This is a genomic window from Streptomyces sp. JLBJ103, from assembly GCF_058215575.1.
The window spans coordinates 3,623,325-3,647,725 of sequence record NZ_CM177089.1 but is presented as its reverse complement, the minus strand read 5'-3'; the positions used below and the strand labels follow the sequence as shown (position 1 = coordinate 3,647,725).

Sequence of the window (24,401 nt, the reverse complement as noted above, 5' to 3'; positions counted from 1 at the left end):
CGACGGCGGGATGGCGCCAGGCGCACCATGGAGGTACGGCAGGAGGTACCGCCATGTTGGAAGTCAAGACGATCGAGAAGCCCGATGAGCGGCGTGACTTTCCCGGGGGCCACCTCGACACCGTGCATCTGACGGGGCTGGATTTCGCCGTGGGCGTCTTCGATCCGGGCTGGCGCTGGAAGGAGTCGGTGCGGCCGATCGCCGGGACGCATCTGTGCGAGGTCCACCACACGGGGTTCGTGGCCAAGGGGCGGATGCGGCTGCGGATGGCGGACGGTGCGGAGACCGAGGTGGGGCCGGGGGACGTCTTCGTCTGCCCGCCGGGGCACGACGCGTGGGTGGTCGGCGATGAGCAGGTCGTGGTGTACGACTTCGCCGGTGGGATGGCCGAGACCTACGCGAGGGCGGAGCAGGCGCAGGAAGAGGACTGAGGGCGTCGCCGCCGTGAGCGGCTGAGCGGCCGGGCCGCGGAGCGCGGCCTACGTCCGGCCCATGGCGCGGGTGAGGGTGATCTCGATCAGGACCCGCGCGGGGTTGGGGCGCGGGGTGCGCTGGTAGCGCTCGGTGTAGCGGGCCTCCGCGTCCGCGATCAGCTCGGGCTCGTCGCGGACCACCGCGAGCCCCTCCAGGGTGGCCCACCGTCTGCCCGCCAGCTGACAGACGGCGACCCGCGCCCCGCCGTCGCCCGCCGCCCGGACATGGGCGACCTTGCGGCTATGGCCGCTGGCGATGACGCGGGCGAGCCCGGCCTCGGGGTCGTAGGTGACCCCGACCGGGACGACATGCGGGGTGCCGTCCGGGCGCGGTGTGGTGAGGGTGCACAGATGGCGCTCCTGCCAGAAGGCGAGATAGCCGGGGTCCGGGTCGCGGGGATCGATGGCCATGGTGCAGAACCTATGGCCGGAAGTGGTGGCGCAGCACAGTTGAGTGCAATAGACTCAAGTTTACGGAGGTTAGGCAGGGCAGGATTGGCTGTCATCTCAAGTAGGCCATGGACGCGAGGAGGAGCACAGGGACGTGGATGCCGAGCTGACCAACAAGAGCCGGGCGGCGCTGAGCGCCGCCAATGACTACGCGGTGACCGCCGGACACGCGGACATGACGCCCGCGCATCTGCTGCTCGCCCTGCTCCAGGGGCAGGACAACGAGAATGTGATGGACCTGCTGGTCGCCGTCGACGCCGACGCGGCCCAGGTGCGCGGCGGCGCCGAGCGGCTGCTCGCCGCGCTGCCCAGCGTCCAGGGCTCCACCGTGGCCCCGCCGCAGGCGAGCCGGGAGCTGCTGGCCGTCATCGCCGACGCCGCCCAGCGGGCCAAGGAGCTCGGGGACGACTATGTCTCCACCGAGCACCTCCTCGTCGGTATCGCCGCCAAGGGCGGCCAGGCCGGGGAGCTGCTCGACCAGCAGGGGGCGAGCGCCAAGAAGCTGCTCGCCGCGTTCGAGAAGGTCAGGGGTGGACAGCGGGTGACGACGCCCGATCCGGAGGGCACCTACAAGGCCCTGGAGAAGTTCGGCACCGACTTCACCGCCGCCGCGCGCGAGGGCAGGCTCGACCCGGTCATCGGCCGGGACCAGGAGATCCGGCGGGTGGTGCAGGTGCTTTCGCGCCGTACCAAGAACAACCCGGTGCTGATCGGTGAGCCGGGCGTCGGCAAGACGGCCGTCGTCGAAGGGCTCGCCCAGCGGATCGTCAAGGGCGACGTACCCGAGAGCCTGCGGAACAAGCGCCTGGTCGCGCTGGACCTCGGGGCGATGGTCGCGGGGGCCAAGTACCGGGGCGAGTTCGAGGAGCGGCTGAAGACCGTCCTGGCCGAGATCAAGTCCAGCGACGGCCAGATCATCACCTTCATCGACGAACTGCACACCGTCGTCGGCGCGGGTGCCGGCGGCGACTCCTCGATGGACGCGGGCAATATGCTCAAGCCGATGCTCGCCCGCGGTGAGCTGCGCATGGTCGGCGCCACCACCCTCGACGAGTACCGCGAGCGGATCGAGAAGGACGCCGCGCTGGAGCGCCGCTTCCAGCAGGTCCTGGTCTCCGAGCCGACCGTCGAGGACACCGTCGCCATCCTGCGCGGGCTCAAGGGCCGCTACGAGGCCCACCACAAGGTCCAGATCGCGGACGGCGCGCTGGTGGCCGCCGCCGCCCTCTCCGACCGGTACATCACCTCCCGCTTCCTGCCCGACAAGGCCATCGACCTGGTCGACGAGGCCGCCTCCCGGCTCCGGATGGAGATCGACTCCTCACCCGTGGAGATCGACGAACTCCAGCGCTCGGTGGACCGGATGAAGATGGAGGAGATGGCGCTCGCCCGGGAGACCGACGAGGCCAGCAAGCAGCGCCTGGACAAGCTCCGCCGCGACCTCGCCGACAAGGAGGAGGAACTGCGCGGGCTGACCGCCCGCTGGGAGAAGGAGAAGCAGGGCCTCAACCGCGTCGGTGAGCTCAAGGAGAAGATCGACGAGCTGCACGGTCAGGCCGAGCGCGCCCAGCGGGACGGCGACTTCGACACCGCCTCCAAGCTGCTGTACGGGGAGATCCCGGCGGTCGAGCGCGAACTCGCCGAGGCGTCCGCGGCCGAGGAGGAGGTGCAGCGGGAGGACCGCGGCACCATGGTCAAGGAGCAGGTCGGCCCGGACGACGTGGCCGACGTGGTCGCCTCCTGGACCGGCATCCCGGCCGGCCGCCTGCTGGAGGGCGAGACCCAGAAGCTGCTGCGCATGGAGGATGAGCTCGGCAAGCGGCTGATCGGCCAGACCGAGGCCGTCCGCGCCGTCTCCGACGCGGTGCGCAGGACCCGCGCCGGGATCGCCGACCCCGACCGCCCCACCGGCTCGTTCCTCTTCCTCGGCCCCACCGGCGTCGGCAAGACCGAGCTGGCCAAGGCACTCGCGGACTTCCTCTTCGACGACGAGCGGGCCATGGTCCGCATCGACATGAGCGAGTACGGCGAGAAGCACAGCGTGGCCCGGCTGGTCGGCGCCCCGCCCGGCTACGTCGGCTACGAGGAGGGCGGCCAGCTCACCGAGGCCGTACGCCGCCGCCCGTACAGCGTGGTGCTGCTGGACGAGGTGGAGAAGGCCCACCCCGAGGTCTTCGACATCCTGCTCCAGGTCCTCGACGACGGACGGCTGACCGACGGCCAGGGCCGCACGGTGGACTTCCGCAACACCATTCTTGTGCTCACCTCCAACCTCGGCAGCCAGTACCTGATGGATCCGCTGCTGGGCGAGGAGGAGAAGAAGCAGAGCGTGCTGGAGACCGTGCGGATCTCCTTCAAGCCCGAGTTCCTCAACCGCCTGGACGACCTGGTGGTCTTCTCCACGCTCAGCCAGCAGGAACTGGCCCGGATCGCCGAGCTCCAGATCGGCGCGCTGGCCCGGCGGCTCGCCGAGCGGCGGCTCACCCTCGATGTCACCCCGGCGGCCCTGGCCTGGCTCGCCGAGGAGGGCAACGACCCGGCGTACGGGGCCCGCCCGCTGCGCCGTCTGGTGCAGACCGCGATCGGCGACCGACTGGCCAAGGAGATCCTGTCCGGCGAGGTCAGGGACGGTGACACGGTCCGGGTGGACCGGGTCGGCGACGATCTCCTGGTGGGTCCGGTCCAGTAGCGCGTGGTGGGTCCGGCCCGGTAGCGCGCCCGTCCCGGCCCCGCGGACCCCGCGGCGGATCATGGAAATCACGGCTGGGGTTGCACCCCGGGGGCGGGTGTGAGGGAGGATGGCGGTATCCAGACGAAGGGAAATCCACGGTGAGCATCGACCCGTCCTCGATTCCGAATTTCGGGGGCCAGCCCGAGCCCGAACCGGCGGGTCCGAGTGGCCCGGTGCTGCCCGACCAGGACCTGGTCAAGCAGCTGCTGGAGCAGATGGAGCTGAAGTACGTCGTCGACGAGGAGGGGGACCTCGCCGCGCCGTGGGAGCAGTTCCGCACCTACTTCATGTTCCGCGGTGAGGAGGAGCAGCAGGTCTTCTCCGTCCGGACGTTCTACGACCGGCCGCACGGCATCGATGAGAAGCCGCGGCTGCTCGAGGCGATCGACGACTGGAACCGCCGTACGTTGTGGCCGAAGGTCTACACCCACACCAACGACGACGGCACGGTCCGGCTGATCGGTGAGGCGCAGATGCTGACCGGCACCGGCGTCAGCCTGGAGCACTTCGTGTCCAGCACGGTCAGCTGGGTGCGGGCTTCCATCGAGTTCGACAAGTGGCTGGTCGAGCAGCTCGGCCTGGAGGCCGACATCGAGTCCGACGGCGACGAGAAGCCGGGCGACGACGAGAGCTGAGCCCCCCGGGCCCGCAGGACACAGCGGAGCCCGGCCGACGCACCGCCGCCGAGGCGGCCGGTGCGCGGCCGGGCTCACGCTTTTTTAAGTCGCTCTTCACATCGCTTTTCAGGTCGCTTTCACGGAACCGGCGAGAGCCGCCGGCTCAGCGCGCCAGGCCCTTGAGCCGTCCGACCGCCTCGGTGAGCACATGGTCGCGCTTGCAGAAGGCGAAGCGTACGAAGGGCGCGCCCTGGTCCTGGTGGTCGTAGAAGACCGCGTTCGGCACGGCCACCACCCCGCAGCGCTCGGGCAGCGAGCGGCAGAAGGCGAAGCCGTCGCTCTCGCCGAGCGGGCGGATGTCGGTGGTGATGAAGTACGTGCCCGAGGGGCGGAAGACGGTGAAGCCCGCGTCGGTCAGCCCTTCGGCCAGCAGATCGCGCTTGGCGCGCAGATCCTCGCGGATGCCGTGGAAGTAGTCGTCCGGGAGCCGCAGCGCCTCGGCGACCGCGTACTGGAAGGGCCCGGCGGAGACGAAGGTCAGATACTGCTTGGCCGAGCGGACCGCCGTGACCAGCTCCGGGGAGCCGGTCACCCAGCCGACCTTCCAGCCGGTGAAGGAGAAGGTCTTGCCCGCGCTGCCGATGGTCACCGTGCGCTCGCGCATCCCGGGGAAGGAGACCAGCGGGGTGTGGCCGGTGTCGAAGACGAGGTGCTCATAGACCTCGTCCGTCACCACCAGCAGATCGCGCTCCACGGCCAGCTCGGCGACGGCGGCCAGCTCACCGGGGGTGAGCACGGTGCCGGTGGGGTTGTGCGGGGTGTTGAGCAGGATGAGGCGGGTGCGGTCGGTGACGGCGGCCCGCAGCTCGTCCAGGTCCAGGCCGAAACCGTCCTCCTGCGGCCGGAGGGTGACCGGGACCCGGGTGCCGCCCGCCATCGCGATACTGGCGGCGTAGGAGTCGTAGTACGGCTCCAGCGCGATCACCTCGTCGCCCGGTTCCACCAGCGCCAGCAGCGAGGCCGCGATGGCCTCGGTGGCACCCGCGGTGACCAGCACCTCACGGTCCGGGTCGAAGGTGAGCCCGTACCAGCGCAGCTGGTGCTCGGAGATCGCGGTACGCAGCTCGGGGATACCGGGGCCGGGTGGGTACTGGTTGCCGCGGCCCTCCCGCAGCGCGCGCACCGCCGCCTCCCGCACCTCCTCCGGGCCGTCGGTGTCGGGAAATCCCTGGCCCAGATTGATCGCGCCGGTGCGTACGGCGAGGGCGGACATCTCGGCGAAGATCGTGGTACCGAATGCGGCCAGTCGGCGATTGAGCAGCGGTCGTCCCATGCCGCCATCCTCCGCCGAACCTCTGGACTTCCTCAACTTCGCTTTCGGCCGTGACGGCGCCGGGCATGAGCGGGTCAGGTACGACGCGGTACCTCGCTGTACGGGGGCTTGGAAGGAGAGTGAGGACGCATGACTTCTGTTGTTGTCTTTGTGGTGGTGGCCTTCACGGTCGCGGCGCTGGCCGCGGTGGGGGCGAGCCGGTCCGGGGCGCGCACCGCGCGGCCCCGGCGGCGCTCCGGCGGAAGTTCCTCGAGTAGCTGGTGGGCCGGTGGCGGCAGTGCCGGCGGCTCGTCCTGCGGGGGCGGTTCCTCCTGCGGCGGTGGCTCGTCGTGTGGTGGTGGCGGCGGTGGTGGTGGCTGCGGCGGCGGCGGTGGCGGTGGCTGCTGACGGCCGCCCGGACGTTTCCGCCCGGTCCCGCATCGTTCCCCTGTGCTCCGGTTCACCTGCGCACACAGCGAACTGACGGGCCGTAAAATCCATATTCCACGCCCGGCGCGCCAACGTGCGCCGGGCGTAGGGCTGTTGAACACTTGATCTGGTGGGCGCCCTAGGGGGTGGAAACCCGGTGAAGGTGGGTAAAAACGATGTGGCGCCGAGCATTTCATGATTCCGTATACCACCACCGACCCAACGGACCCCACGTGGGCACGAGCCGGCGTATGCGTATACCCCTGGTCCACCGCGGGGCGAGCCGGCCCATCTTTTCCACTGCGTGCTTGCGGAGCCGACCCATGCTCACGACCCTCAAGACTGGTTACACCGATACCCGCGCCGCTGATCTCGCCTGGTGCCTGGGACGGGAACCGCTTCCCGCCCTGGCCGTACTCGATCTCCAACTCCACGGCCATGGCATGCAGTTGAGGCTGCTCGGCGCCTCCCATCAGGTCCTCCTCGACGGGGAGGACGGCCACTGCTCGGAGACCGTGGCCTGTATGTCCGGCAGCAGCACCCCGCTTCCGCTGGGGGTCTCCACCCTGGTCGACGGCCGCGAGTACGAATTCGCGGCGCGTGTCGAGGAGCTGTCGGCGGGATCGTTCGCCGGGCGCGCCCAGGAGCTGCTGGCCCTGGTCGCCGACCATCCGCACGGTCTCGCGGGCACGTTTCCGGGCAGTCCGCACGCGTTCACCGCGCTGCTCGCGCAGTGGCACGAGGGCACGGTGGGCTGGCGGACCTGGCACGCCTACCCCCAGGAGGGGCGGTTGGTGACCACCCGCACCTGTGTGGGGGCCCGGCGTCCGGCCGGGCTGCGGCCGCCGGGTGCGGACGGTGTCCCGGCTCAAGTTCCGTGTGGCTGACGGGCGATGAGTCTGGCGGTGGGGTGGAGCGAGGCACGGATGAGCGGCCGTCAATGCACCCGTGTGGGTGACGAACGGTAAGCATTATGTGACGTAACGTTCCCTTTGTGATCGAAGCGCCGACGCCCGCCGTCTCGGATGCGCCGTCACCGGAGCCCGAGCCTCCGGTGCGGCTGCCCGTCCGGGCCGGGCTCGGCCGCTTTCTCGTCCTCCTCACCGTCTTCGTCTGCGCGGCCTGCGGCCTGGTCTACGAGCTCGAACTGGTCGCCCTCGCCTCCTATTTGGCCGGTGACTCGGTCACCCAGGCATCCGTGGTGCTGTCGGTGATGGTCTTCGCGATGGGCCTCGGCTCACTGCTGGCCAAGCGGTTGCGCTGCCGGGCCGCCGTCGGCTTCGGCGCGGTCGAGGCGGTGCTCGCGCTGGTGGGCGGCTGCTCGGCGATGGCGCTGTACGCGAGTTTCGCGTGGTGCGGCCACTCCCGTCCCGCGCTCGTCGCCTTCTCGCTCGTCATCGGCGCCCTCATCGGCGCCGAGGTGCCGCTGCTGATGACCCTTATCCAGCGGGTGCGGCGGCAGGACGCCGGCGGTGCGGTCGCCGATCTGTTCGCGGCGGACTATGTGGGCGCGCTGGTCGGTGGGCTGGCCTTCCCCTTTCTGCTGCTGCCCGCCTTTGGGCAGTTGACCGGCGCGCTGGTCACCGGCGCGGTCAACGCAGTGGCGGGCTCGGCGCTGGTGCTGTGGCTGTTCCGCCGCGATCTGAGCGGCCGGGCGCGCTGGGCGCTGATCGTCACCAATGTGACGGTGCTGACCGTGCTGGCCGCGGGCGTCGCGCTCACCCCCTCCTTCGAGCGTGCCGCCCGGCAGGCCGTCTACGGCCCGGGGGTCCGCGTCGCGCTGCGCACCGGCGTCCAGGAGGTGGTGCTCACCGGTGGCGGGGGCAGCGGACGCCCGCTGGCGCTCTTCCTGGACGGGCGGCTGCGGGTCTCCGGGCGGGACGAGGTCCGCTACCACGACGCGCTGATCCACCCGGCGATGGCCGCCGGTCCGCACGCCCGGGTCCTGGTGCTGGGCGGCGGCGACGGGCTGGCGGCCCGCGAGGTCCTGCGGTACGCCGGGGTCCGGTCGGTCACCGTCGTCGAGCGCGATCCGGCGGTGGTGCGGCTGGCCCGCCGCGACCCCGGTCTCTCCGCGCTCAACGCCCGCTCCTACCGCGACCCCCGGGTGCGGGTGGTCACCGCGGACGCCTTCGACTGGCTGCGCCGGCGTGCCTCGTACGACGTGGTGGTCAGCGATCTGCCGGACCCCCGGCTCACCTCCGGCACCAAGTTCTACTCGCAGGAGTTCTACGGGCTGGCCGAGCGGGTGCTGGCGCCCGGCGGGCGGCTGGTGGTGCACGCGGGCGCGGTGCGTCCCCGGCCGCACACGTACTGGACGGTGGAGGCCACGATGCGGTCCGCCGGGCTGTGGACCGTGCCGTATGTGATCGGTGCCCGGCGCCCGGTGTTCTCCGTGCCCGGCACCGACAGGGCGCCGCGCGACTGGGGCTTTCTGCTCGCGTCCCGCGCACCGGTCCCGCTGCGGCTGTCTCCCCGGGGTCCGCGCCCGCACTCCCTGACCCTCGACGGCCTGCGCGCCGCCGCCCACGCGGCCGAGCGCCGTCGCGAGCCCGGACTGCCCGCCTCCACCCTGATGCATCCACGCTACGGATACGGAGATTAGGCCCCCCTGAGGTCCCGGCCTGTCGGTCTTCGTGGTGCGGATCGCCAATTCGCGGGAGCCAGGAGCGAAAGTTGCGCGGGAACAGGTCTCACGGAACGCACGATGGGTAGTGTTTTGAGCTATGGAGCATGAGGTGTTCGTTCCGTTTCCCGTCGACACCGTCCGGTCGGCACTCGCGGAACCCGATCGCATCGCCCGCTGCATCCCCGGGCTCCAGCAGGACGCCGACGAGGCGGCGGGGCCGCTGGCGGGTCGGCTGCGGCTGCGTATCGGCGGATCCACCATCACCTACCGCGGGGCCCTGCGCATCGGGGAGCGCGACGGCTCCTTCGAGGTCGAGGGCGAGGGCACCGAGGTGCGCGGCAGCGGCTCGGTCAAGCTCACGCTGACCGTCACACCGCGGCCCGCCGAAGGCGGCACCACGCTGGTCTGCTCCGGGACGGTCCGCGGTGAAGGGCGGCTCGCGGAGTTCGGCGACGAGGCCGCGGGCACGGCCGCCCGCCGACTGCTGGACCGCTTCGCCGCGGCGCTGGCGTCCGGGCTGGAGACGTCCCCGATCACCCCGGCGGCGCCGGCGGCGCCCGAGGCGCAGGACGAAGCGCAGGACGAGGCCGACACCGAGCCGCGGTCGGTCTTCGACACCGATATCCCGCCGTCGTCCCTCGACCCCCGTGCGGATCTCGATGATGACGAGGCGGCCTTTGACGCCGCCGCCGCGGCCGCCGCTGATGCCGACGCCATCGACGGCGACATCGACGAGCTGGACGAGGTCGGTGATCTCGACGATGTCGACGAGGTGGCAGGCGTCGGGTCGATGGACGAGGCCAGCGGCCTGGGCGAGGTCGAGGACGAGCCTCCGGCCGAGGCCGCCCATGCCCGCCGCACGATGATCGGCCGCTCCACCGAGGAGGTCGACCACGCCCCGCCCCGCGGCCGCTATGCCCCCGTCCCCGCGCCGGAGACCGCGTCCACCAGCGTCGCGCTGCGCTGGGCCGCGCCCGCCGCGGCCGTGGTGCTCGCCTCCGCCGTCGTGGTCGGCCGCCGGGTACTGAGACGGCGTCGTTGAGCGGCCTCCGTTGAACGGCCGTCGTCGAGCCGTGGCCGGTGAGCGACCGCCGGTGAGCCGCTGCACATAGGCTCGTGGGCGTGACCACCGAAGAGACAACGGATACCAAGGGCGTACGGCTGACCGCCGGTGACGCCGAGCTGACCGTTTCGCCCGACAACGGCTGCCGTATCGGCTCGCTGCGCATCGGCGGTACGGAGGTGCTGCGCCAGGGTCCGCAGTACGGGTCCTTCCCGATGGTGCCGTGGTGCGGCCGGGTCGAGCTCGGACGGTTCCGCAACGGCGGCCGGACCCATCAACTGCCCGTGAACGCACCGCCGCACGCGATTCACGGCACCGGCCGGGACGTCGCCTGGCGCATGGTCGCCACCGGCCCGTCCTCCGCCGCCTTCACCTACGACCTGGCGGATCCGTGGCCGTACGAGGGCCGGGTCACCCAGACCTTCGAGCTGACCCCGGACGGTCTGACCGCGACCATGAGCGTGGAGACCGAGGGCGACTCCTTCCCGGCCCAGGCGGGCTGGCACCCATGGTTTCTGCGCACCCTGGAGGAGGGCGGTGAGGAGGTCCGGCTGGACTTCGACGCCGAGTGGCAGGAGGAGCGCGGTGCGGACCACCTCCCCACCGGCGACCGGATCCCGCCCCGCCCCGGCCCCTGGGACGACTGCTTCGGCATGCCCGCCGGAGTGGCTGTCACGCTCACCTGGCCGCGGCGGCTGGAGCTGACGGTCAGCAGCCGCAGCGAGTGGGTGGTGATCTACGACGAGCAGGCCGAGGCGGTGTGCATCGAGCCGCAGTCCGGGCCGCCCAACGGCCTCAACACCCTGCCGCGCCTGGTCACGCCCATCGACCCGCTGGAGATGTCCATGACTTTCAGCTGGCGGAGCCTGACGTAGCGGAGGTCCGGAGGGTGTCGCGGGGCGTCCCGGCGCACCGCATAAGCTCATCGGCATGAGCGATGCGCGTGACGCCCTGCTGCGGCAGATCAAGGACAAGGCCGTGGTCCACGGCAAGGTGACCCTCTCCTCCGGGCGGGAGGCCGACTACTACATCGATCTGCGCCGGATCACCCTGGACGCCGAGGCCGCGCCGCTGGTCGGGCAGGTCATGCTCGACGCCACGGCCCACCTGGAGTACGACGCGGTGGGCGGGCTCACCCTCGGCGCCGACCCGGTGGCCACGTCCATGCTGCACGCGGCCGCCGCGCGGGGCCGCCGCCTCGACGCGTTCGTGGTCCGCAAGGCGCAGAAGACCCACGGTCTCCAGCGGCGGATCGAGGGCCCGGACATCGCGGGCCGCCGGGTGCTGGTGGTCGAGGACACCTCCACCACCGGTGGCTCCCCGCTGACCGCGGTCGAGGCGGCCCGCGAGGCGGGCGCCGAGGTTGTCGCGGTCGCCACGATCGTCGAGCGCGGCGCCGCACCGGCCATCGCGGACGCCGGGCTCCGCTATCTCCCGGCGTACTCGCTCGATGACCTCGGCCTCAGCTGAGGCGCTCGATGACCTCGGCCTCAGCTGAGGCGGGAGCGGCGCCGAGCCGGGACCACCGGGGCCCCGCGCATCGTCGGCATGGTGGTTTCACGTGAAACCTCCGGACCCCTTCCGTGTCATCCCCGAGTGCGCCGGGTGGAGCAATCGGTGGAGTCTGGAAAGATGGCCGTGACGATGACGTCGCCCCTCTAGGTCAGGGCCCAGAACCTCACCCGCACATCACAAGGAGCGGACAGATGCCCATCGCATCCCCTGAGATCTACAACGAGATGCTCGACCGGGCGAAGGCAGGCAAGTTCGCCTACCCGGCGATCAACGTGACCTCGACCCAGACCCTGCACGCCGCACTGCGTGGCTTCGCCGAGGCGGAAAGCGACGGCATCGTCCAGATCTCCACCGGTGGTGCCGAGTTCCTGGGCGGTCAGTACAGCAAGGACATGGTGACGGGCGCGGTCGCGCTCGCCGAGTTCGCGCACGTCGTCGCCAAGAAGTACCCGGTCAACATCGCGCTGCACACCGACCACTGCCCCAAGGACAAGTTGGACGGCTATGTCCGTCCGCTGCTCAAGATCTCCCAGGAGCGGGTGGCGAACGGGCAGAACCCGCTGTTCCAGTCCCATATGTGGGACGGCTCCGCGGAGAAGCTGGACGACAACCTCGCCATCGCGCAGGAGCTGCTGGCCGAGGCCGTCAAGGCCAGGATCATCCTCGAGGTCGAGATCACCCCGACCGGTGGCGAGGAGGACGGCGTCTCACACGAGATCAACGACGAGCTGTACACCACCGTCGCCGATGTCGAGCGCACCGCCGAGGCCCTCGGTCTGGGTGAGAAGGGCCGCTACCTGCTGGCCGCGTCCTTCGGCAACGTCCACGGCGTCTACAAGCCGGGCAATGTGGTGCTCCGCCCGGAGCTGCTGCGTCAGCTCCAGGACGGCATCGCCGCGAAGTCCGGTCAGCAGGACCCGTTCGACTTCGTCTTCCACGGCGGCTCCGGCTCCACCGAGCAGGAGATCCTCACCGCGCTGGAGAACGGTGTGGTGAAGATGAACCTCGACACCGACACCCAGTACGCCTTCACCCGCCCGATCGCGGACCACATGTTCCGCAACTACGACGGTGTGCTCAAGGTCGACGGCGAGGTCGGCAACAAGAAGACCTACGACCCGCGCAGCTGGGGCAAGCCGGCCGAGAAGAGCATGGCCGAGCGTGTCACGCAGGCGTGCGCCAACCTGCGCTCCACGGGTACGAAGCTGAGCAAGTAACGCGGCCGCGCCTTTCGCGCACGCGTCCCTCCGGGCCCGGGGCCCCGCCATCACGGCGGAGCCCCGGGCCCGGTCCGTATCGCCGCTGCGTGCGCACGCGGGCTGGCCTCCGGCGGGCGGCCCGAGGATGATCCAGGTATGAGCGAATCCTCGCCCCGGCCCGCTGCGGCACGTGGGGAGGCGGCGGGCGGCGGTCCCCCCTCACCGGGCGGCGGTCCCCCCTCACCGGGCGGCGGTCCGCCCGGTGAGGGGGGACCGGCCCGGGTGCGGCTCTCCGAGCCCGCCGGGCGCTGGGTGGTGCTCACCACCGTGCTGGGATCCTCCATGGCGTTGCTCGACAGCACCGTGGTCAATGTGGCGCTGCCCCGTATCGGGCTCGATCTCAACGCCGACCTGGCCGTTCTCCAGTGGACCGTCAACGCCTACATGCTCACCCTCGCCGGGCTGATCCTGCTCGGCGGGGCGCTCGGCGACCGCTTCGGACGGCGGCGGATCTTTGTGGTCGGAGTGGTGTGGTTCGCCCTGGCCTCACTGCTGTGCGGGCTGGCGCCGCACGCCGGAGTGCTGATCGCCGCCCGCGCCCTCCAGGGCATCGGCGGCGCGCTGCTCACCCCCGGCTCGCTCGCCCTGATCCAGTCCGTGATCCACCCCGACGACCGGGCGCGGGCGGTCGGGCTGTGGTCCGGCTTCGGCGGGGTCGGCGCGGCGATCGGGCCGTTCCTCGGCGGCTGGCTGGTGGACGGGCCCGGCTGGCGCTGGGTGTTCTTCCTCAATGTGCCGCTGGCGGCGGTGTGTGTCCCGGTCGCGCTGCGCCATGTCCCCGAGACCCGCGACCCGGCGGCGCACGGCCGGTTCGATGTCCTGGGCGCCGCGCTGGGCGCGTTCTCGCTCGGCCTGGTGACCTATGCGCTGATCGCCGCGCCGGGTGAGGGCGGATCGCCCGGTGTGGTGGTCCCGGCGGTGCTCGGGGTGCTGCTGGGGGTGGCCTTCGTCGCCGTGGAGCGGAGGCGGGCCGAGCCGATGCTGCCGCTGTCGCTCTTCGCCTCGCGCCAGTTCACCGCCGTGAACGCGGTGACGCTGTGCGTGTACGCGGCCTTCGGCGGTTTCTTCTTCCTGACCGTGGTGGAGCTCCAGGTGGTGGTGGGCTACTCCGCCCTGGGGGCGGGCACCGCGCTGCTGCCGACCACGGTGCTGATGCTGCTGCTGTCGGCCCGCTCGGGCGAGCTCGGCAAGCGGATCGGGCCCCGGATCCCGCTGACCGTGGGCCCGCTGCTGTGCGCGGCCGGGATGCTGCTGATCACCCGGGCGGGGGTGGGCGCGGTCTACTGGCGGGACATCCTGCCCGCGCTGCTGGTGCTGGGGCTGGGCATGGTGGTGCTGGTCGCCCCGCTCACCGCGACCGTACTGGCCTCGGTGGATGTCTCCCGGGCGGGCCTGGCCAGCGGTATCAACAACGCGGCGGCGCGGGCGGCGGGCCTGGTCGCGGTGGCGGCCCTGCCGCTGCTGGCGGGGATGAGCGAGGAGGCGTACCGGTCCGCGGACCTCTTCTCGGAGTCCTTCCGGCGGGCGATGCCGATCTGCGCGCTGGTGCTGGTGGTGGGTGCGGTCCTGGCCTGGACCACGGTGCGGTCAGATGTGCTGGAGTCGCCGGAGCCCCCGGAGGCGCCGCGGGAGGAGGCCGGGGCCCCCGTGGAGGCGGCGGGCGCCGCAGGGCGCGAGGAGCGCCCTCACGCCCCGTGTCGCCCCCAATGCGCCTACCACTGCGGTGTCTCCGCCCCACCCCTGGACCCCGGCGAACACCAGGGGTGAGCACACGCTCCGCGTCCGAGCGTGCGGGCATGCCAACGCAGGGTGATCCGGTGTGCACCCCGCCCCATCCACAGCGGTTCCCGCTCGGGGGAGGGGCGCGCGGGGGCCCGGCGGGTGCCGGGGCAGACCCCGTGCCTCGTATCGGGGGCGGGGCCGGACCAGGCAGACTGGAACCCATGGCCATTCACGAGAACCTGCTCGGGGGACCGCCCCCGACCCATCTGCCCGACGACCCGGAGCCCCGGGAGCTGCTCGCCTCCGGCGCGGCCCCCTCCGAGGTCGCCGCGAAGTACCCGGCCTCCTCCCTGGCCTGGGCGCAGCTCGCCGACGAGGCGTTCGAGGCCGGCCGGGTGGTCGAGTCCTACGCATACGCCCGCACCGGCTACCACCGCGGGCTCGACGCCCTGCGCCGCAGCGGCTGGAAGGGCCACGGCCCGGTGCCGTTCGAGCACGAGCCCAACCGCGGCTTCCTGCGTGCGCTGCACGCGCTCGCCCGCGCCGCCCAGTCCATCGGTGAGCAGGAGGAGTACGAGCGCTGCTCGACGTTCCTCCGGGAGAGCTCCCCGACCGCGGCGGACACGCTCTCCTGAGCGTGTCGTTCCGATCCCGGAAACCCGGGGCCCGTCGGGCGGTGTTCCGTCCCGACGGGCCCCGATCCGTCTGTGATCCGCACTTGCCGAACACACCCGTGACACGCATGATGCGGACAGGGCCCGTTGATGCGGGCCCTGAGGGGACCGGGGCCCAGGACCACACGGAAGGGGCGGACCGCTACCCGGTAGCGAGCAGTACTCAGGAGACGCGATGTCGCAGCAGCCTGCCCCGAACGCCACCGCCCCGCAGGAAGTCCCTCCGCCGGAGTCCGCCACGCCGGAGTCCGCCGCTCCGGACGCCGAGCCCGAGGCCCCCCATCTCGACTTCCAGGGCACGACCCCGTACGAGGACTACGTCCGGGCCTCGGTTCTGACCCACCTCCAGCACCCGCTGTCCGACGACCCCGGCGAGATGGTCTTCCTGGTCACCACCCAGGTCATGGAGCTGTGGTTCACCGTCATCGTCCACGAGTGGCGCACCGCCGCCCAGGCGCTGCGCGAGGACGACCTGCCCACCGCGATGGCCGCGCTGAAGCGCTCCACCTGGGAGCTGGAATCGCTGAACAGCTCCTGGAGGCCGCTCGCGCATCTCACCCCGGGTCAGTTCAACGCCTACCGCTCCGCGCTCGGCGACGGCTCCGGTTTCCAGTCCGCGATGTACCGGCGGATGGAGTTCCTGCTCGGCGAGAAGTCCGCGTCCATGCTGGTCCCCCACCGGGGTGCGCCGCGGGTCCACGCCGAGCTGGAGAAGGCGCTGACCGAGCCCAGCCTCTACGACGAGGTGCTGCGGTTCCTCGCCCGCCGCGGCTTCGCCGTTCCGGCCGCCGTCCTGGACCGCGACCCCGCCCTGCGGTACGCACCCGACCCCGGAGTGGAGCGGGTGTGGCAGGAGATCTACTCCGCCCCCGGACCGCGGGAGGACGAGCTGATCCGGCTCGGCGAGGCCCTCACCGAGGTCGCCGAGCTGGTGTGGCGCTGGCGCAACGACCATCTCGTGGCCACCCGGCGGGCGATGGGCGCCAAGACCGGCACCGGCGGCTCCGCGGGAGTCGCCTGGCTGGAGAAGCGCGCGACGAAGAACGTCTTCCCCGAGCTGTGGACGGCGCGCAGCCATGTCTGACACCACGATCTCCGGCGCCCCGGCACTGACCGACGAGGCCGCGCGGCTGGACGCGGCCGATGAACTGCGCGCCAAGCGCGATGCCTTCGCCCTCGACGACACCGTCTATCTCGACGGCAATTCACTCGGCGCGCTCCCGCGCGGTGTCCCCGCCCGGCTGGCCGATGTCATCACCCGGGAATGGGGCAGTCTGCGCATCCGCTCCTGGGAGGAGAGCGGTTGGTGGACCGCGCCGGAGCGGATCGGCGACCGCCTCGGACGGCTGGTCGGGGCGGCCCCCGGCCAGGTGGTCGTGGGCGACTCGACGAGCGTGAACGTCTTCAAGGCGGTGGTCGGCGCGGTGCGGATCGCCCAGGCGCGCGGCGCCCACCGCGACCAGATCCTCGTCGACGAGGCCACCTTCCCCACCGACGGCTATATCGCCGAGTCCGCGGCCCGGATGACCGGTTGCACGCTGCGGCCGGTGGCGGCGGCCGACGTTCCCACCGCGGTCGGCCCGCGTACCGCCGTGGCACTGGTCAACCATGCCGACTACCGGACCGGCCGGCTCCACGATCTGCCCGGGACGACGGACGCCGTGCACGCCGCGGGCGCGCTCGTCGTCTGGGATCTGTGCCACACCGCGGGCGCGCTGCCGGTCGGGCTGGACGCGCACGGGGTCGACCTCGCCGTGGGCTGTACGTACAAGTACCTCAACGGCGGCCCCGGTTCGCCCGCGTATCTGTATGTGGCGCACGAACACCAGCCGCGCTTCGACTCACCGCTCCCCGGCTGGAACTCGCACGCCGACCCGTTCGGCATGCAGCCCGCCTACGCTCCCGCCGACGGCGCGGTCCGCGGCCGGGTCGGCACCCCGGACATCCTCTCCATGCTGGCGCTGGAAACCGCGCTGGAGGTGTGGGACGACGTCGCGATCGAGGCGGTGCGGGCCAAGAGCCTGGCCCTGACCGACCTCTTCCTGCGCTGCGTCGGGGCGTACGTCCCGGCCGGCCGGGTCGAGTCGATCACCCCGGTCGAGCACGAGCGGCGCGGCAGCCAGGTCGCGCTGCGGTGCGCGGACGCGGGCGCGGTGATGGCGGAGCTGATACGGCGCGGTGTGGTCGGCGACTTCCGCAACCCCGATGTGCTGCGCTTCGGCTTCACCCCGCTGTACACGGGGTTCGCGGATGTGGAGCGGGCGGCGCGGGTGCTGGCCGAGGTCCTGGTGGACGGTACGGCGGCCGGCCGGGCGGGGGAGCCGTCGGAGGGCGGCGTGGCCGGGTGACGGACCCACCGGACCCCGCCGGGGTCACGGCGGCCGAGGAGGCGTCCCTCTTCGGCCTCGCCCCGGTGGCGCCGGACGCCACCGCCGCGTACGGCGAACACCCGGACCAGGTGGTGGACTTCCACCTGCCGCCCGAGGGGGCGGGGGGTGGCGCCGCCCCGCTGGTCCTGCTCTTCCACGGCGGTGCCTGGCGCGCCCCCTACGACCGCCGCCATCTCTCCCCGTTCGCCGCCCACCTCGCCGCCCGGGGCTTCGCGGTGGCCTTGGGCGAATACCGCCGGGGTGCACGACCGTCCGCCCATGCCGCCACCACCGGCCCGCCCCGCGCCGGGCGGTGGCCGGAGACGTTCGACGACATCGCCGCCGTCGTGGACGCCGTGCCGGGCCTGGTGCGGGAGTGCGCGCTGCCCGGTGTCGACACCGAACGGCTCGTGCTCGCCGGGCACTCCGCGGGCGGACACGCCGCGCTGTGGGCGGCGGCGCGGCACCGGCTGCCGCCGGGGGTGCCCTGGCGGCTGTCCGCGCCGCCGCGTGTCCGCGGGGTGGTGGCCCTCGCCCCCATCGCGGACTTCACCACCGCCCGCGCGCTGCGCGTCTGCTCCGGCGCGGTGGACCAACTCCTCGGCACCGGCGACGAAGCGGCGGCCCGGCTGCCGTTCGCCGATCCCGCCGCGCTGCTGCCCACCGGTGTCCGTACCACGGTGGTGCAGGGCGGCACCGACGCCGATGTGCCACCGCAGGTCGTGGACTCCTTCGCGGCGGCGGCGGCCGTCGCCCGGCAGCCACTGCGGGTCGTCCGCATCGCCGGGGCCGGACACTTCCCGCTGATCGATCCCACGGCGCCCGCCGCGCGCACGGTCGTCGACGAGATCAGCAGGATCGTCTCCGAAGACGTCCGCTGACCGTACGGACCCGTCTCCCAGGCCCTGTCCGGTGGGTCTTATCGGGCCCGCGACGCCTGGCACCGCACCTCGCTGCGTTGTCGGACCGCCCGAGTACGCCCAGTACGAGGACGATCCTCCGCCTTGCGATGTACGGCACCAGACGCCGCGGGCTGCTCCTCAAAGACCCACCGGACAGGACCTAGTACTTGAGACGGACGCCCGGGAATCCGCACCGGTGGGGACGACGCCTACCTGCCCGCTCCCTACGGTGTGATGCGTGACCGAGACGATTCCGCGCACCGAACTCCGCCTGGCCCGCAGCGTGCTGTCCGGGCTGTGGGAAGACTTGATCAGAGACGCCTTCGCGTTCCGCCCGCTGCCGCCGCTCGGCGCATCGCACCGGCTGATGCGGTGGTTGCCCGCGCGGGTGCGGTCGTATGCGAGCTGGCTGCCGCACGCGGCGATCACCGCGTGCGCCTGTGTCCTGGGGGTGCTCGGCTTCGGCCACAACTCCGGCGGAAACGTGCTGCTCGCCGCCTTCTGCGCGGTGCCGCTGGCGCTCTCGATGTTCCGGCCTGCTGGGGCCTGGTGGCTGTCGTTCGCGGTGGGGATCGCGGCGGGTGCGGACGCCACCGGATACGACTTCTACTTCTACGACACCTGGCCCTGGCCCGGGCCCCTGTTCGCCGCGCAGATCGCGGTGATGGCCGTGGTCGCGGCGCAGACCCGCCCCCGCACCGCCGTCCAGATGCTGGTGCTCACGGCCGTGTTCGGGGTGACCTCCGACGCCGTCAGCAGCCGCACCTCCGACACCCTCTCGATGGTGCTGGTCTCCTGTCTGGTCGTGGGCGCGGTCGTGGCCACCCGCAGTCTGCTCGAGACCCGAAAGCAGGTCGCCGTGCAGGAGTCGGCCACCGTCGAGGAGCGGTCCCGCCGTACGCTCCTGGAGGAGCGCGCGACCATCGCCCGTGAACTGCACGATGTCGTCGCCCACCACATGTCCGTCATCGCCATCCAGGCGGAGGCCGCCCCCTACCGGGTGGAGAACCCGCCCGAGGAGCTGACCAAGAGCTTCGCGACCATCCGGGAGAACGCCGTGGCCGCCCTCACCGAACTCCGCCGGGTCCTCGGGGTCGTACGCGCCGACAACCCCGAGGCGTACGCCGACGCCGACCCGGAGGCGCCGCAGCCCACCCTCGCCACGCTGGACACGCTCTTCGCGGGGGTCCGGGCCGCGGGCCTGACCGTCGAGCACCTCACCATCGGCGCGGTGCGCCCGCTGCCGCCGGGCGTCGAGCTGTCCGCGTACCGGATCGTGCAGGAGGCGCTCAGCAACGCGCTGCGCCACGCCCCCGGCTCCACCGCCCGCGTCGAAATCGGGTATGTGCTCGGCGGCATCGGGCTGCGGATCGTCAACGGCCCGGCCACCCGGACCGTCCGCCCCTCGCCGGGGGTGGGCCACGGGCTGCTGGGCATGCGGGAGCGGGTGACCATGCTGAACGGCGAGATGACGGCCGGAGCCGCGGAGGACGGCGGATACGAAGTCGCCGTCTTCATCCCGGTGGATGCCGGGGACGCGGAGGCGGCGGCATGACCGGGACCGACGGGGCGGCCGTCATCCGCGTCCTGATCGCCGACGACCAGGTCATGGTCCGGGAGGGTTTCTCCGTTCTGTTGAACGCCCAGCCCGATATCGAGGTGGTCGGTGAGGCGGTCGACGGCCGCCAGGCCATCCGGCAGGTCGCGAAGCTGCGACCCGACGTGGTGCTGATGGACATCCGGATGCCCGAGGTCAACGGACTGGAGGCGACCCGCGAGATCATCGCGGCGGACGCCGACGCCAAGGTGCTGGTGCTGACCACCTTCGACCTCGACGAGTACGTGTACCAGGCGTTGCGCGCGGGGGCGAGCGGCTTTCTGCTCAAGGACGCCTCCGCCCGTCAGCTCGGGGAAGCGGTGCGGGTGGTGGCCGCGGGCGAGGCGCTGCTGGCGCCCACCGTCACCAAGCGGCTGATCTCGACCTTCTCGCGGATCGGCGAGTCCACCGGGTTCGGAACGCCGCCGCCCGTGGCTGAGCGGCTGGCCGAGCTGACCGAGCGGGAGAACGAGGTGCTGGTGCAGGTCGCCCAGGGCCGGTCCAACGCCGAGATCGCCGAACATCTGGTGGTCGCCGAGTCCACGGTGAAGACCCATGTGAGCCGGATCCTGGTGAAGCTGGGGCTGCGGGACCGCACCCAGGCGGCGGTCTTCGCCTACGAGGCCCGGCTGGTGACCCCTGGAGGCTGAGGCCGCCGGGGCGGTACCGTCCCGGCATGACCAGCTCCGTGCCGCTTCCCGCCTTCGACCCGTGGCGGCCGTCGTTCGTCGCCGACCCGTACCCGGCCTACGCCGAGCTGCGCGCGAGCGGGCGGGCGCACTGGTTCGAGCCGTCCCGGCAGTGGCTGATCCCGCACTTCGACGACGTCCGCGCGCTGCTGGCCGACCGCCGGCTGGGCCGCAGCTATCTGCACCGGTTCAGCCACGAGGAGTTCGGGCGTACCGCGCCGCCGCCCGAGCACGAGCCGTTCCACATCCTCAATGACCACGGGATGCTCGATCTGGAGGCGCCGGACCACACCCGGATCCGCCGGCTGGTCTCCAAGGCGTTCACCGCGCGGACGGTCGAGGCGCTGGTCCCGACGATCGAGCGGCTGGCGGGCGAGCTGGTCGACTCCTTCCTCGCCTCCGGTGGCGGCGATCTCATCGCCTCGGTCGCCGAGCCGCTGCCGGTGGCCGTCATCGCGGAGATGCTCGGCATCCCGCCCGCCGACCGGGCCTCGCTGCGCCCGTGGTCGGCGGACATCTGCGGGATGTACGAGCTGAACCCGGGGGAGGAGACCGCGCGGCGGGCGGTGCGCGCCTCGCTGGAGTTCTCCGCCTATCTGCGGGAGTTGATCGCCGCCCGCCGCAAGGACCCGGGCGGGGATCTGATCAGTGCGCTGATCGCGGCGTACGACGAGGGCGACCGGCTCTCCGAGCAGGAGATGATCTCCACCTGTGTGCTGCTGCTCAACGCGGGGCACGAGGCGACGGTCAACTCCACCGGCAACGGCTGGTGGACGCTCTTCCGCCACCCCGACCGGCTGGCGGCGCTCCGCGCCGACCCGGACGCGCTGCTACCCACCGCGGTGGACGAACTGCTGCGGTACGACACCCCGTTGCAGCTCTTCGAGCGCTGGGTGCTGGACGACATCGAGGTGGGCGGCACGGTCATTCCGCGCGGCAGCGAGGTGGCCCTGCTCTTCGGCTCGGCCAACCGCGACCCCGCGCGTTTCGACCGTCCCGACACCCTGGACCTCGCGCGCGCGGACAACCCTCATCTCAGCTTCGGCGCGGGCATCCACTACTGCCTGGGCGCCCCGCTGGCCCGCCTTGAACTGATGGCGTCCTTCGGCGCGCTGCTCCGCAAGGCGCCCCGACTGCGGCTGGTGAGGGAGCCGGAGTGGCGGCCGGGCTTTGTGATCCGGGGGCTGACGGAGCTGCTGGTCGAGAACTGACCGTCCCGACCGGCCCCCGTCATCCACACCCTGTGGATGACGGGGGCGGCCCCGGACAGCGCTCGGCCCCGGACAGCACTCGGCGCCGGCCGCCACGGGGGGTGCGGGCCGGCGCCGAGGGGCCGGGGCGGTGGGCCGACGGGGGTCAGCCGCCGATGTCGCGACGGCGCAGTCCCACCAGACCTCCGGCGGTCAGAACGACCGAGATCAGCAGCGACCACAGGAAGGGCGCGGCGGTGACATCGCCGCCGGGCAGCTTGGGCAGATGAGTGAACGGCGAGGTGTCCATCACGGACTGGGGCATCTTGAGCGCCGGGCCCATCCAGCTCAGGGTCACCACCCAGCCGACCACGGCCCAGGCCGCGGCCGTGTACTTCGGCACCACACCGACCAGGAAGACGGCGGCGCTGGTGACCACCCACAGCGCGGGGGCCTGGGCGAGGGAGGCGCCCACGGCACGCGGGATCCCGCCCATGTCGCCGGCGGCCACGCCATAGCCCACGCCCAGCGCGAGGCCGCCGACCGCGAGCACGACGACCGGGCCCAGATAGGCGAAGACCAGGTGGCTTCCGGCCCAGCGCAGCCGGCTGACCGCGTTGGCCAGCAGCGGCTCGGCGCGCTGGTCGGTCTCCTCACCGCGCAGCCGCAGCACGGCACTTGCGGTGTAGACGGTGAGGGTGGTGCCGAGGATGCCGACCATGGAGGCAAGGAACGCGTCGTTCAGCCCCTGGGCCCCGCCCATCCGCTGGATGATCTCGCGGGTCTGGTCGCTGTCGCCGAGGAACTCGTCGGCACCGTCCGAGATGGCGCCGAAGATGGCACCGGTGAAGACGAAGCCCGCGCACCAGCCGAGCAGCGCACCGTGGTGGAGCCGCCAGCCCAGCCCGTAGACCCCCTTGAGAGCCGCCCCGGCGGCCGGGGCCCCGGGTCGGGTCGCGTAGAAGCTGGCGCCGACATCGCGACGGCCCGCGAGGGAGTAGGCCAGCGCGGTGGAGGCGGCGGCGAGCACGGCGATCAGCAGCAACGGCCACCAGCGCTCGTCCGCGAACGGCCGCGCGTACTCCGCCCAGCCCAGGGGTGAGAGCCAGACCAGCAGATGGCCGGAGCCCTGGGAACCGTCCTCGGCGGCATCGCCCGCCATCCGCAGCACGAAGGCGGCGCCGACGGCCGCGGAGGTCAGCCCCCGGGCCAGCCGCGCGTTCTCGGTGAGCTGGGCGGCGACGGCGGCCAGCCCGCCGAAGGCCATCCCGGACAGACCGACGGCCAGACCGAACGCGAGCGCGCCGGTGCCGCCCTGGCCCGCGAGACTGCCCGCGATCAGAACGGTGACCGCGGCATTGGCGATGCCCACCGCGAGCAGGGCCGAGGTCAGCCCCGCGCGGCGGCCGACCATACAGGCGGACAGCGCCTCCTGACGGCCGGTCTCCTCCTCCTCACGGGTGTGTCGGATCACGATGAGCAGACTCATGATCGCGGCGAACACCGTGAGGAACCCGCCCACCCGCCAGACGGTGAGCGCGCCGAGTGAATCGTCGAAGGCGGCTCCGAACAGGGCTCTCGTCGAGCCGTTGCCATTCATGTCCGCGATGAGGTCGGAGCGGGCCTTGGGGGTGTCGTACGCGCTCTTGAGGCGGCCGACGGTGCTGCTCGCGGTCAGCCCGAGGCAGAGCACCCACACCGGCATCATGATCCGGTCGCGGCGCAGCGCGAGCCGCAGCAGGGTGCCGGTGCCGGCCAGGTCCTTGGCCGATCCGCGGGTGCGGGGGGAGACCCGGGTGTCGGCTACGGCGGTCATCGGGCGACAGCCCCTTCTTCGGCGCGGGTGACGTCGTCCTGGTAGTGCCGGAGGAAGAGCTCCTCCAGCGTCGGCGGGGTGGAGATGAGGCTGCGCACCCCCGACTGGGTCAACTGGCGCAGCACACCGTCCAGTTTGTCGGTGTCGACCTGGAGCTTGACGCACCGGTCCCGGATGTCGACGTGGTGCACGCCGGGGAGACCGGTCAGTCCGTTGACCGGCTCGGCCAGCTCGGCGGTGACGGACGTACGGGTCAGATGGCGGAGCTGGGCGAGCGAACCCGACTCCACCCGCTTGCCCTTGCGGATGATGCTGACGCGGTCGCACAGCGCCTCGACCTCGCTGAGGATGTGGCTGGAGAGCAGCACCGTGCGGCCGCGGTCACGCTCCTCGGCCACGCACTCCCGGAAGACCTCCTCCATCAGCGGGTCGAGCCCGGAGGTGGGCTCGTCCAGGATCAGCAGCTCGACCTCGGAGGAGAACGCGGCGACCAGGGCGACCTTCTGGCGGTTGCCCTTGGAGTAGGTGCGCCCCTTCTTGGTGGGGTCGAGCTCGAACCGGTCCAGGAGCTCGGCCCGCCGTGCCGTGTCCAGCCCGCCGCGCAGCCGCCCGTACAGGTCGATGACCTCGCCACCGCTGAGGTTGCGCCACAGGGTGACGTCCCCGGGGACGTACGCGATGTGCTGATGGAGCTCGACCGCATCGTGCCAGGGGTCCTTGCCGAGGAGCTGGACCGCACCGGCATCGGCTCGCAGCAGCCCCAGCAGGACCCGGATGGTGGTGGACTTCCCGGCGCCGTTGGGGCCGAGGAAGCCATGGACCTCACCTGCCTCGACTTCGAGGTCGAGGCCGTCCAACGCATGGGTCCGGCCGAAGGACTTGTGCAGGCCGGACGCGGAGATTGCCGTCTTCATATTTCCGAAGCTACGCTAGTTTCACAAATTTGTGAAGTTAAGGAACCATA

The 24,401-nt window shown here is 72.0% G+C and carries 22 protein-coding genes; 18 read left to right on the top strand and 4 right to left on the bottom strand.

The window, feature by feature from the left end:
• The first annotated feature begins 53 nt into the window (after nucleotides 1-53).
• On the top strand, nucleotides 54-431 hold the full coding sequence (locus AC4BEG_RS15930) for a cupin domain-containing protein (protein WP_490706530.1): 378 nt from the start codon (nucleotides 54-56) through the stop codon (nucleotides 429-431).
• Between the two features lie 48 nt (nucleotides 432-479).
• Here AC4BEG_RS15930 and AC4BEG_RS15925 read toward each other — a convergent pair whose 3' ends face one another.
• A complete protein-coding gene (locus tag AC4BEG_RS15925) occupies nucleotides 480-884 on the bottom strand; it encodes a pyridoxamine 5'-phosphate oxidase family protein (protein ID WP_490706529.1) in 405 nt (134 codons plus the stop codon).
• A gap of 133 nt (nucleotides 885-1,017) precedes the next feature.
• Here AC4BEG_RS15925 and clpB point away from each other — a divergent pair, with 133 nt between their 5' ends.
• Both clpB and AC4BEG_RS15915 read left to right on the top strand, forming a co-directional pair.
• Nucleotides 1,018-3,612, top strand: coding sequence for an ATP-dependent chaperone ClpB (clpB, locus tag AC4BEG_RS15920; RefSeq protein ID WP_490706528.1), 2,595 nt, complete (start codon nucleotides 1,018-1,020; stop codon nucleotides 3,610-3,612).
• 140 nt (nucleotides 3,613-3,752) lie between these two features.
• Entirely contained in the window at nucleotides 3,753-4,289 is a 537-nt protein-coding gene (locus AC4BEG_RS15915) for a YbjN domain-containing protein (protein WP_176181634.1), read from the top strand.
• 145 nt (nucleotides 4,290-4,434) lie between these two features.
• On the opposite strand, the gene AC4BEG_RS15910 is transcribed toward AC4BEG_RS15915, so the two are convergent.
• Nucleotides 4,435-5,604, bottom strand: a complete 1,170-nt coding sequence (locus AC4BEG_RS15910; protein WP_490706527.1) for a pyridoxal phosphate-dependent aminotransferase — start codon at nucleotides 5,602-5,604, stop codon at nucleotides 4,435-4,437.
• Between the two features lie 129 nt (nucleotides 5,605-5,733).
• Between AC4BEG_RS15910 and AC4BEG_RS15905 the strand changes: the two genes are divergently transcribed.
• The 15 genes from AC4BEG_RS15905 to AC4BEG_RS15835 all read left to right on the top strand — a co-directional run bounded on the left by AC4BEG_RS15905 (nucleotide 5,734) and on the right by AC4BEG_RS15835 (nucleotide 21,642).
• Entirely contained in the window at nucleotides 5,734-5,991 is a 258-nt protein-coding gene (locus AC4BEG_RS15905; RefSeq protein WP_490706526.1) for a hypothetical protein, read from the top strand.
• Between the two features lie 344 nt (nucleotides 5,992-6,335).
• Complete coding sequence (locus AC4BEG_RS15900; RefSeq protein ID WP_490706525.1) at nucleotides 6,336-6,899, top strand: DUF2617 family protein; 564 nt, start codon at nucleotides 6,336-6,338, stop codon at nucleotides 6,897-6,899.
• A 107-nt stretch (nucleotides 6,900-7,006) separates the two neighbouring features.
• Nucleotides 7,007-8,617: a polyamine aminopropyltransferase gene (locus tag AC4BEG_RS15895; RefSeq protein WP_490706524.1), complete on the top strand. Its 1,611-nt coding sequence runs from the start codon at nucleotides 7,007-7,009 to the stop codon at nucleotides 8,615-8,617.
• Nucleotides 8,618-8,738: 121 nt separating this feature from the next.
• On the top strand, nucleotides 8,739-9,683 hold the full coding sequence (locus AC4BEG_RS15890; protein WP_490706523.1) for an SRPBCC family protein: 945 nt from the start codon (nucleotides 8,739-8,741) through the stop codon (nucleotides 9,681-9,683).
• Nucleotides 9,684-9,763: 80 nt separating this feature from the next.
• Nucleotides 9,764-10,579 (top strand): aldose epimerase family protein, encoded by an 816-nt coding sequence (locus AC4BEG_RS15885; protein ID WP_490706522.1) that lies wholly within the window; start codon nucleotides 9,764-9,766, stop codon nucleotides 10,577-10,579.
• 55 nt (nucleotides 10,580-10,634) lie between these two features.
• Complete coding sequence (pyrE, locus tag AC4BEG_RS15880; RefSeq protein ID WP_490706521.1) at nucleotides 10,635-11,174, top strand: orotate phosphoribosyltransferase; 540 nt, start codon at nucleotides 10,635-10,637, stop codon at nucleotides 11,172-11,174.
• 236 nt (nucleotides 11,175-11,410) lie between these two features.
• Nucleotides 11,411-12,436, top strand: a complete 1,026-nt coding sequence (gene fbaA, locus AC4BEG_RS15875) for a class II fructose-bisphosphate aldolase (RefSeq protein ID WP_490706520.1) — start codon at nucleotides 11,411-11,413, stop codon at nucleotides 12,434-12,436.
• A gap of 138 nt (nucleotides 12,437-12,574) precedes the next feature.
• Entirely contained in the window at nucleotides 12,575-14,245 is a 1,671-nt protein-coding gene (locus AC4BEG_RS15870) for a DHA2 family efflux MFS transporter permease subunit (RefSeq protein WP_490706519.1), read from the top strand.
• Between the two features lie 176 nt (nucleotides 14,246-14,421).
• The gene (locus AC4BEG_RS15865) at nucleotides 14,422-14,835 is read left to right on the top strand and encodes a DUF3151 domain-containing protein (RefSeq protein WP_078642619.1); all 414 of its coding nucleotides are present in this window, start codon (nucleotides 14,422-14,424) and stop codon (nucleotides 14,833-14,835) included.
• Between the two features lie 214 nt (nucleotides 14,836-15,049).
• Nucleotides 15,050-15,958, top strand: a complete 909-nt coding sequence (locus AC4BEG_RS15860) for a tryptophan 2,3-dioxygenase family protein (protein WP_490706518.1) — start codon at nucleotides 15,050-15,052, stop codon at nucleotides 15,956-15,958.
• The gene (gene kynU, locus AC4BEG_RS15855; protein WP_490706517.1) at nucleotides 15,951-17,222 is read left to right on the top strand and encodes a kynureninase; all 1,272 of its coding nucleotides are present in this window, start codon (nucleotides 15,951-15,953) and stop codon (nucleotides 17,220-17,222) included. Before AC4BEG_RS15860 ends, kynU begins: the two co-directional genes overlap by 8 nt.
• Nucleotides 17,219-18,124, top strand: a complete 906-nt coding sequence (locus tag AC4BEG_RS15850) for an alpha/beta hydrolase family protein (protein WP_490706516.1) — start codon at nucleotides 17,219-17,221, stop codon at nucleotides 18,122-18,124. The genes kynU and AC4BEG_RS15850 overlap by 4 nt, the downstream gene beginning before the upstream one ends.
• Nucleotides 18,125-18,383: 259 nt before the next feature.
• Nucleotides 18,384-19,700 (top strand): sensor histidine kinase, encoded by a 1,317-nt coding sequence (locus tag AC4BEG_RS15845; protein ID WP_490706515.1) that lies wholly within the window; start codon nucleotides 18,384-18,386, stop codon nucleotides 19,698-19,700.
• Nucleotides 19,697-20,392, top strand: coding sequence for a response regulator (locus AC4BEG_RS15840; protein WP_490706514.1), 696 nt, complete (start codon nucleotides 19,697-19,699; stop codon nucleotides 20,390-20,392). Before AC4BEG_RS15845 ends, AC4BEG_RS15840 begins: the two co-directional genes overlap by 4 nt.
• A gap of 26 nt (nucleotides 20,393-20,418) precedes the next feature.
• A complete protein-coding gene (locus tag AC4BEG_RS15835; RefSeq protein WP_490706513.1) occupies nucleotides 20,419-21,642 on the top strand; it encodes a cytochrome P450 in 1,224 nt (407 codons plus the stop codon).
• Nucleotides 21,643-21,787: 145 nt separating this feature from the next.
• On the opposite strand, the gene AC4BEG_RS15830 is transcribed toward AC4BEG_RS15835, so the two are convergent.
• On the bottom strand, nucleotides 21,788-23,437 hold the full coding sequence (locus AC4BEG_RS15830) for an ABC transporter permease (RefSeq protein ID WP_490706512.1): 1,650 nt from the start codon (nucleotides 23,435-23,437) through the stop codon (nucleotides 21,788-21,790).
• Entirely contained in the window at nucleotides 23,434-24,351 is a 918-nt protein-coding gene (locus AC4BEG_RS15825; RefSeq protein ID WP_490706511.1) for an ABC transporter ATP-binding protein, read from the bottom strand. The genes AC4BEG_RS15830 and AC4BEG_RS15825 overlap by 4 nt, the downstream gene beginning before the upstream one ends.
• Between the last annotated feature and the right edge of the window lie 50 nt (nucleotides 24,352-24,401).

Bases quoted from the DNA above. Each gene is read 5' to 3' on its own strand.
- AC4BEG_RS15930 (WP_490706530.1), top strand. From the start codon at position 54: ATGTTGGAAGTCAAGACGATCGAGAAGCCCGATGAGCGGCGTGACTTT.
- AC4BEG_RS15925 (WP_490706529.1), bottom strand. From the start codon at position 884: ATGGCCATCGATCCCCGCGACCCGGACCCCGGCTATCTCGCCTTCTGG.
- AC4BEG_RS15910 (WP_490706527.1), bottom strand. From the start codon at position 5,604: ATGGGACGACCGCTGCTCAATCGCCGACTGGCCGCATTCGGTACCACG.
- AC4BEG_RS15905 (WP_490706526.1), top strand. From the start codon at position 5,734: ATGACTTCTGTTGTTGTCTTTGTGGTGGTGGCCTTCACGGTCGCGGCG.
- AC4BEG_RS15900 (WP_490706525.1), top strand. From the start codon at position 6,336: ATGCTCACGACCCTCAAGACTGGTTACACCGATACCCGCGCCGCTGAT.
- AC4BEG_RS15890 (WP_490706523.1), top strand. From the start codon at position 8,739: ATGGAGCATGAGGTGTTCGTTCCGTTTCCCGTCGACACCGTCCGGTCG.
- pyrE (WP_490706521.1), top strand. From the start codon at position 10,635: ATGAGCGATGCGCGTGACGCCCTGCTGCGGCAGATCAAGGACAAGGCC.
- fbaA (WP_490706520.1), top strand. From the start codon at position 11,411: ATGCCCATCGCATCCCCTGAGATCTACAACGAGATGCTCGACCGGGCG.
- AC4BEG_RS15870 (WP_490706519.1), top strand. From the start codon at position 12,575: ATGAGCGAATCCTCGCCCCGGCCCGCTGCGGCACGTGGGGAGGCGGCG.
- AC4BEG_RS15865 (WP_078642619.1), top strand. From the start codon at position 14,422: ATGGCCATTCACGAGAACCTGCTCGGGGGACCGCCCCCGACCCATCTG.
- AC4BEG_RS15860 (WP_490706518.1), top strand. From the start codon at position 15,050: ATGTCGCAGCAGCCTGCCCCGAACGCCACCGCCCCGCAGGAAGTCCCT.
- kynU (WP_490706517.1), top strand. From the start codon at position 15,951: ATGTCTGACACCACGATCTCCGGCGCCCCGGCACTGACCGACGAGGCC.
- AC4BEG_RS15840 (WP_490706514.1), top strand. From the start codon at position 19,697: ATGACCGGGACCGACGGGGCGGCCGTCATCCGCGTCCTGATCGCCGAC.
- AC4BEG_RS15835 (WP_490706513.1), top strand. From the start codon at position 20,419: ATGACCAGCTCCGTGCCGCTTCCCGCCTTCGACCCGTGGCGGCCGTCG.
- AC4BEG_RS15830 (WP_490706512.1), bottom strand. From the start codon at position 23,437: ATGACCGCCGTAGCCGACACCCGGGTCTCCCCCCGCACCCGCGGATCG.
- AC4BEG_RS15825 (WP_490706511.1), bottom strand. From the start codon at position 24,351: ATGAAGACGGCAATCTCCGCGTCCGGCCTGCACAAGTCCTTCGGCCGG.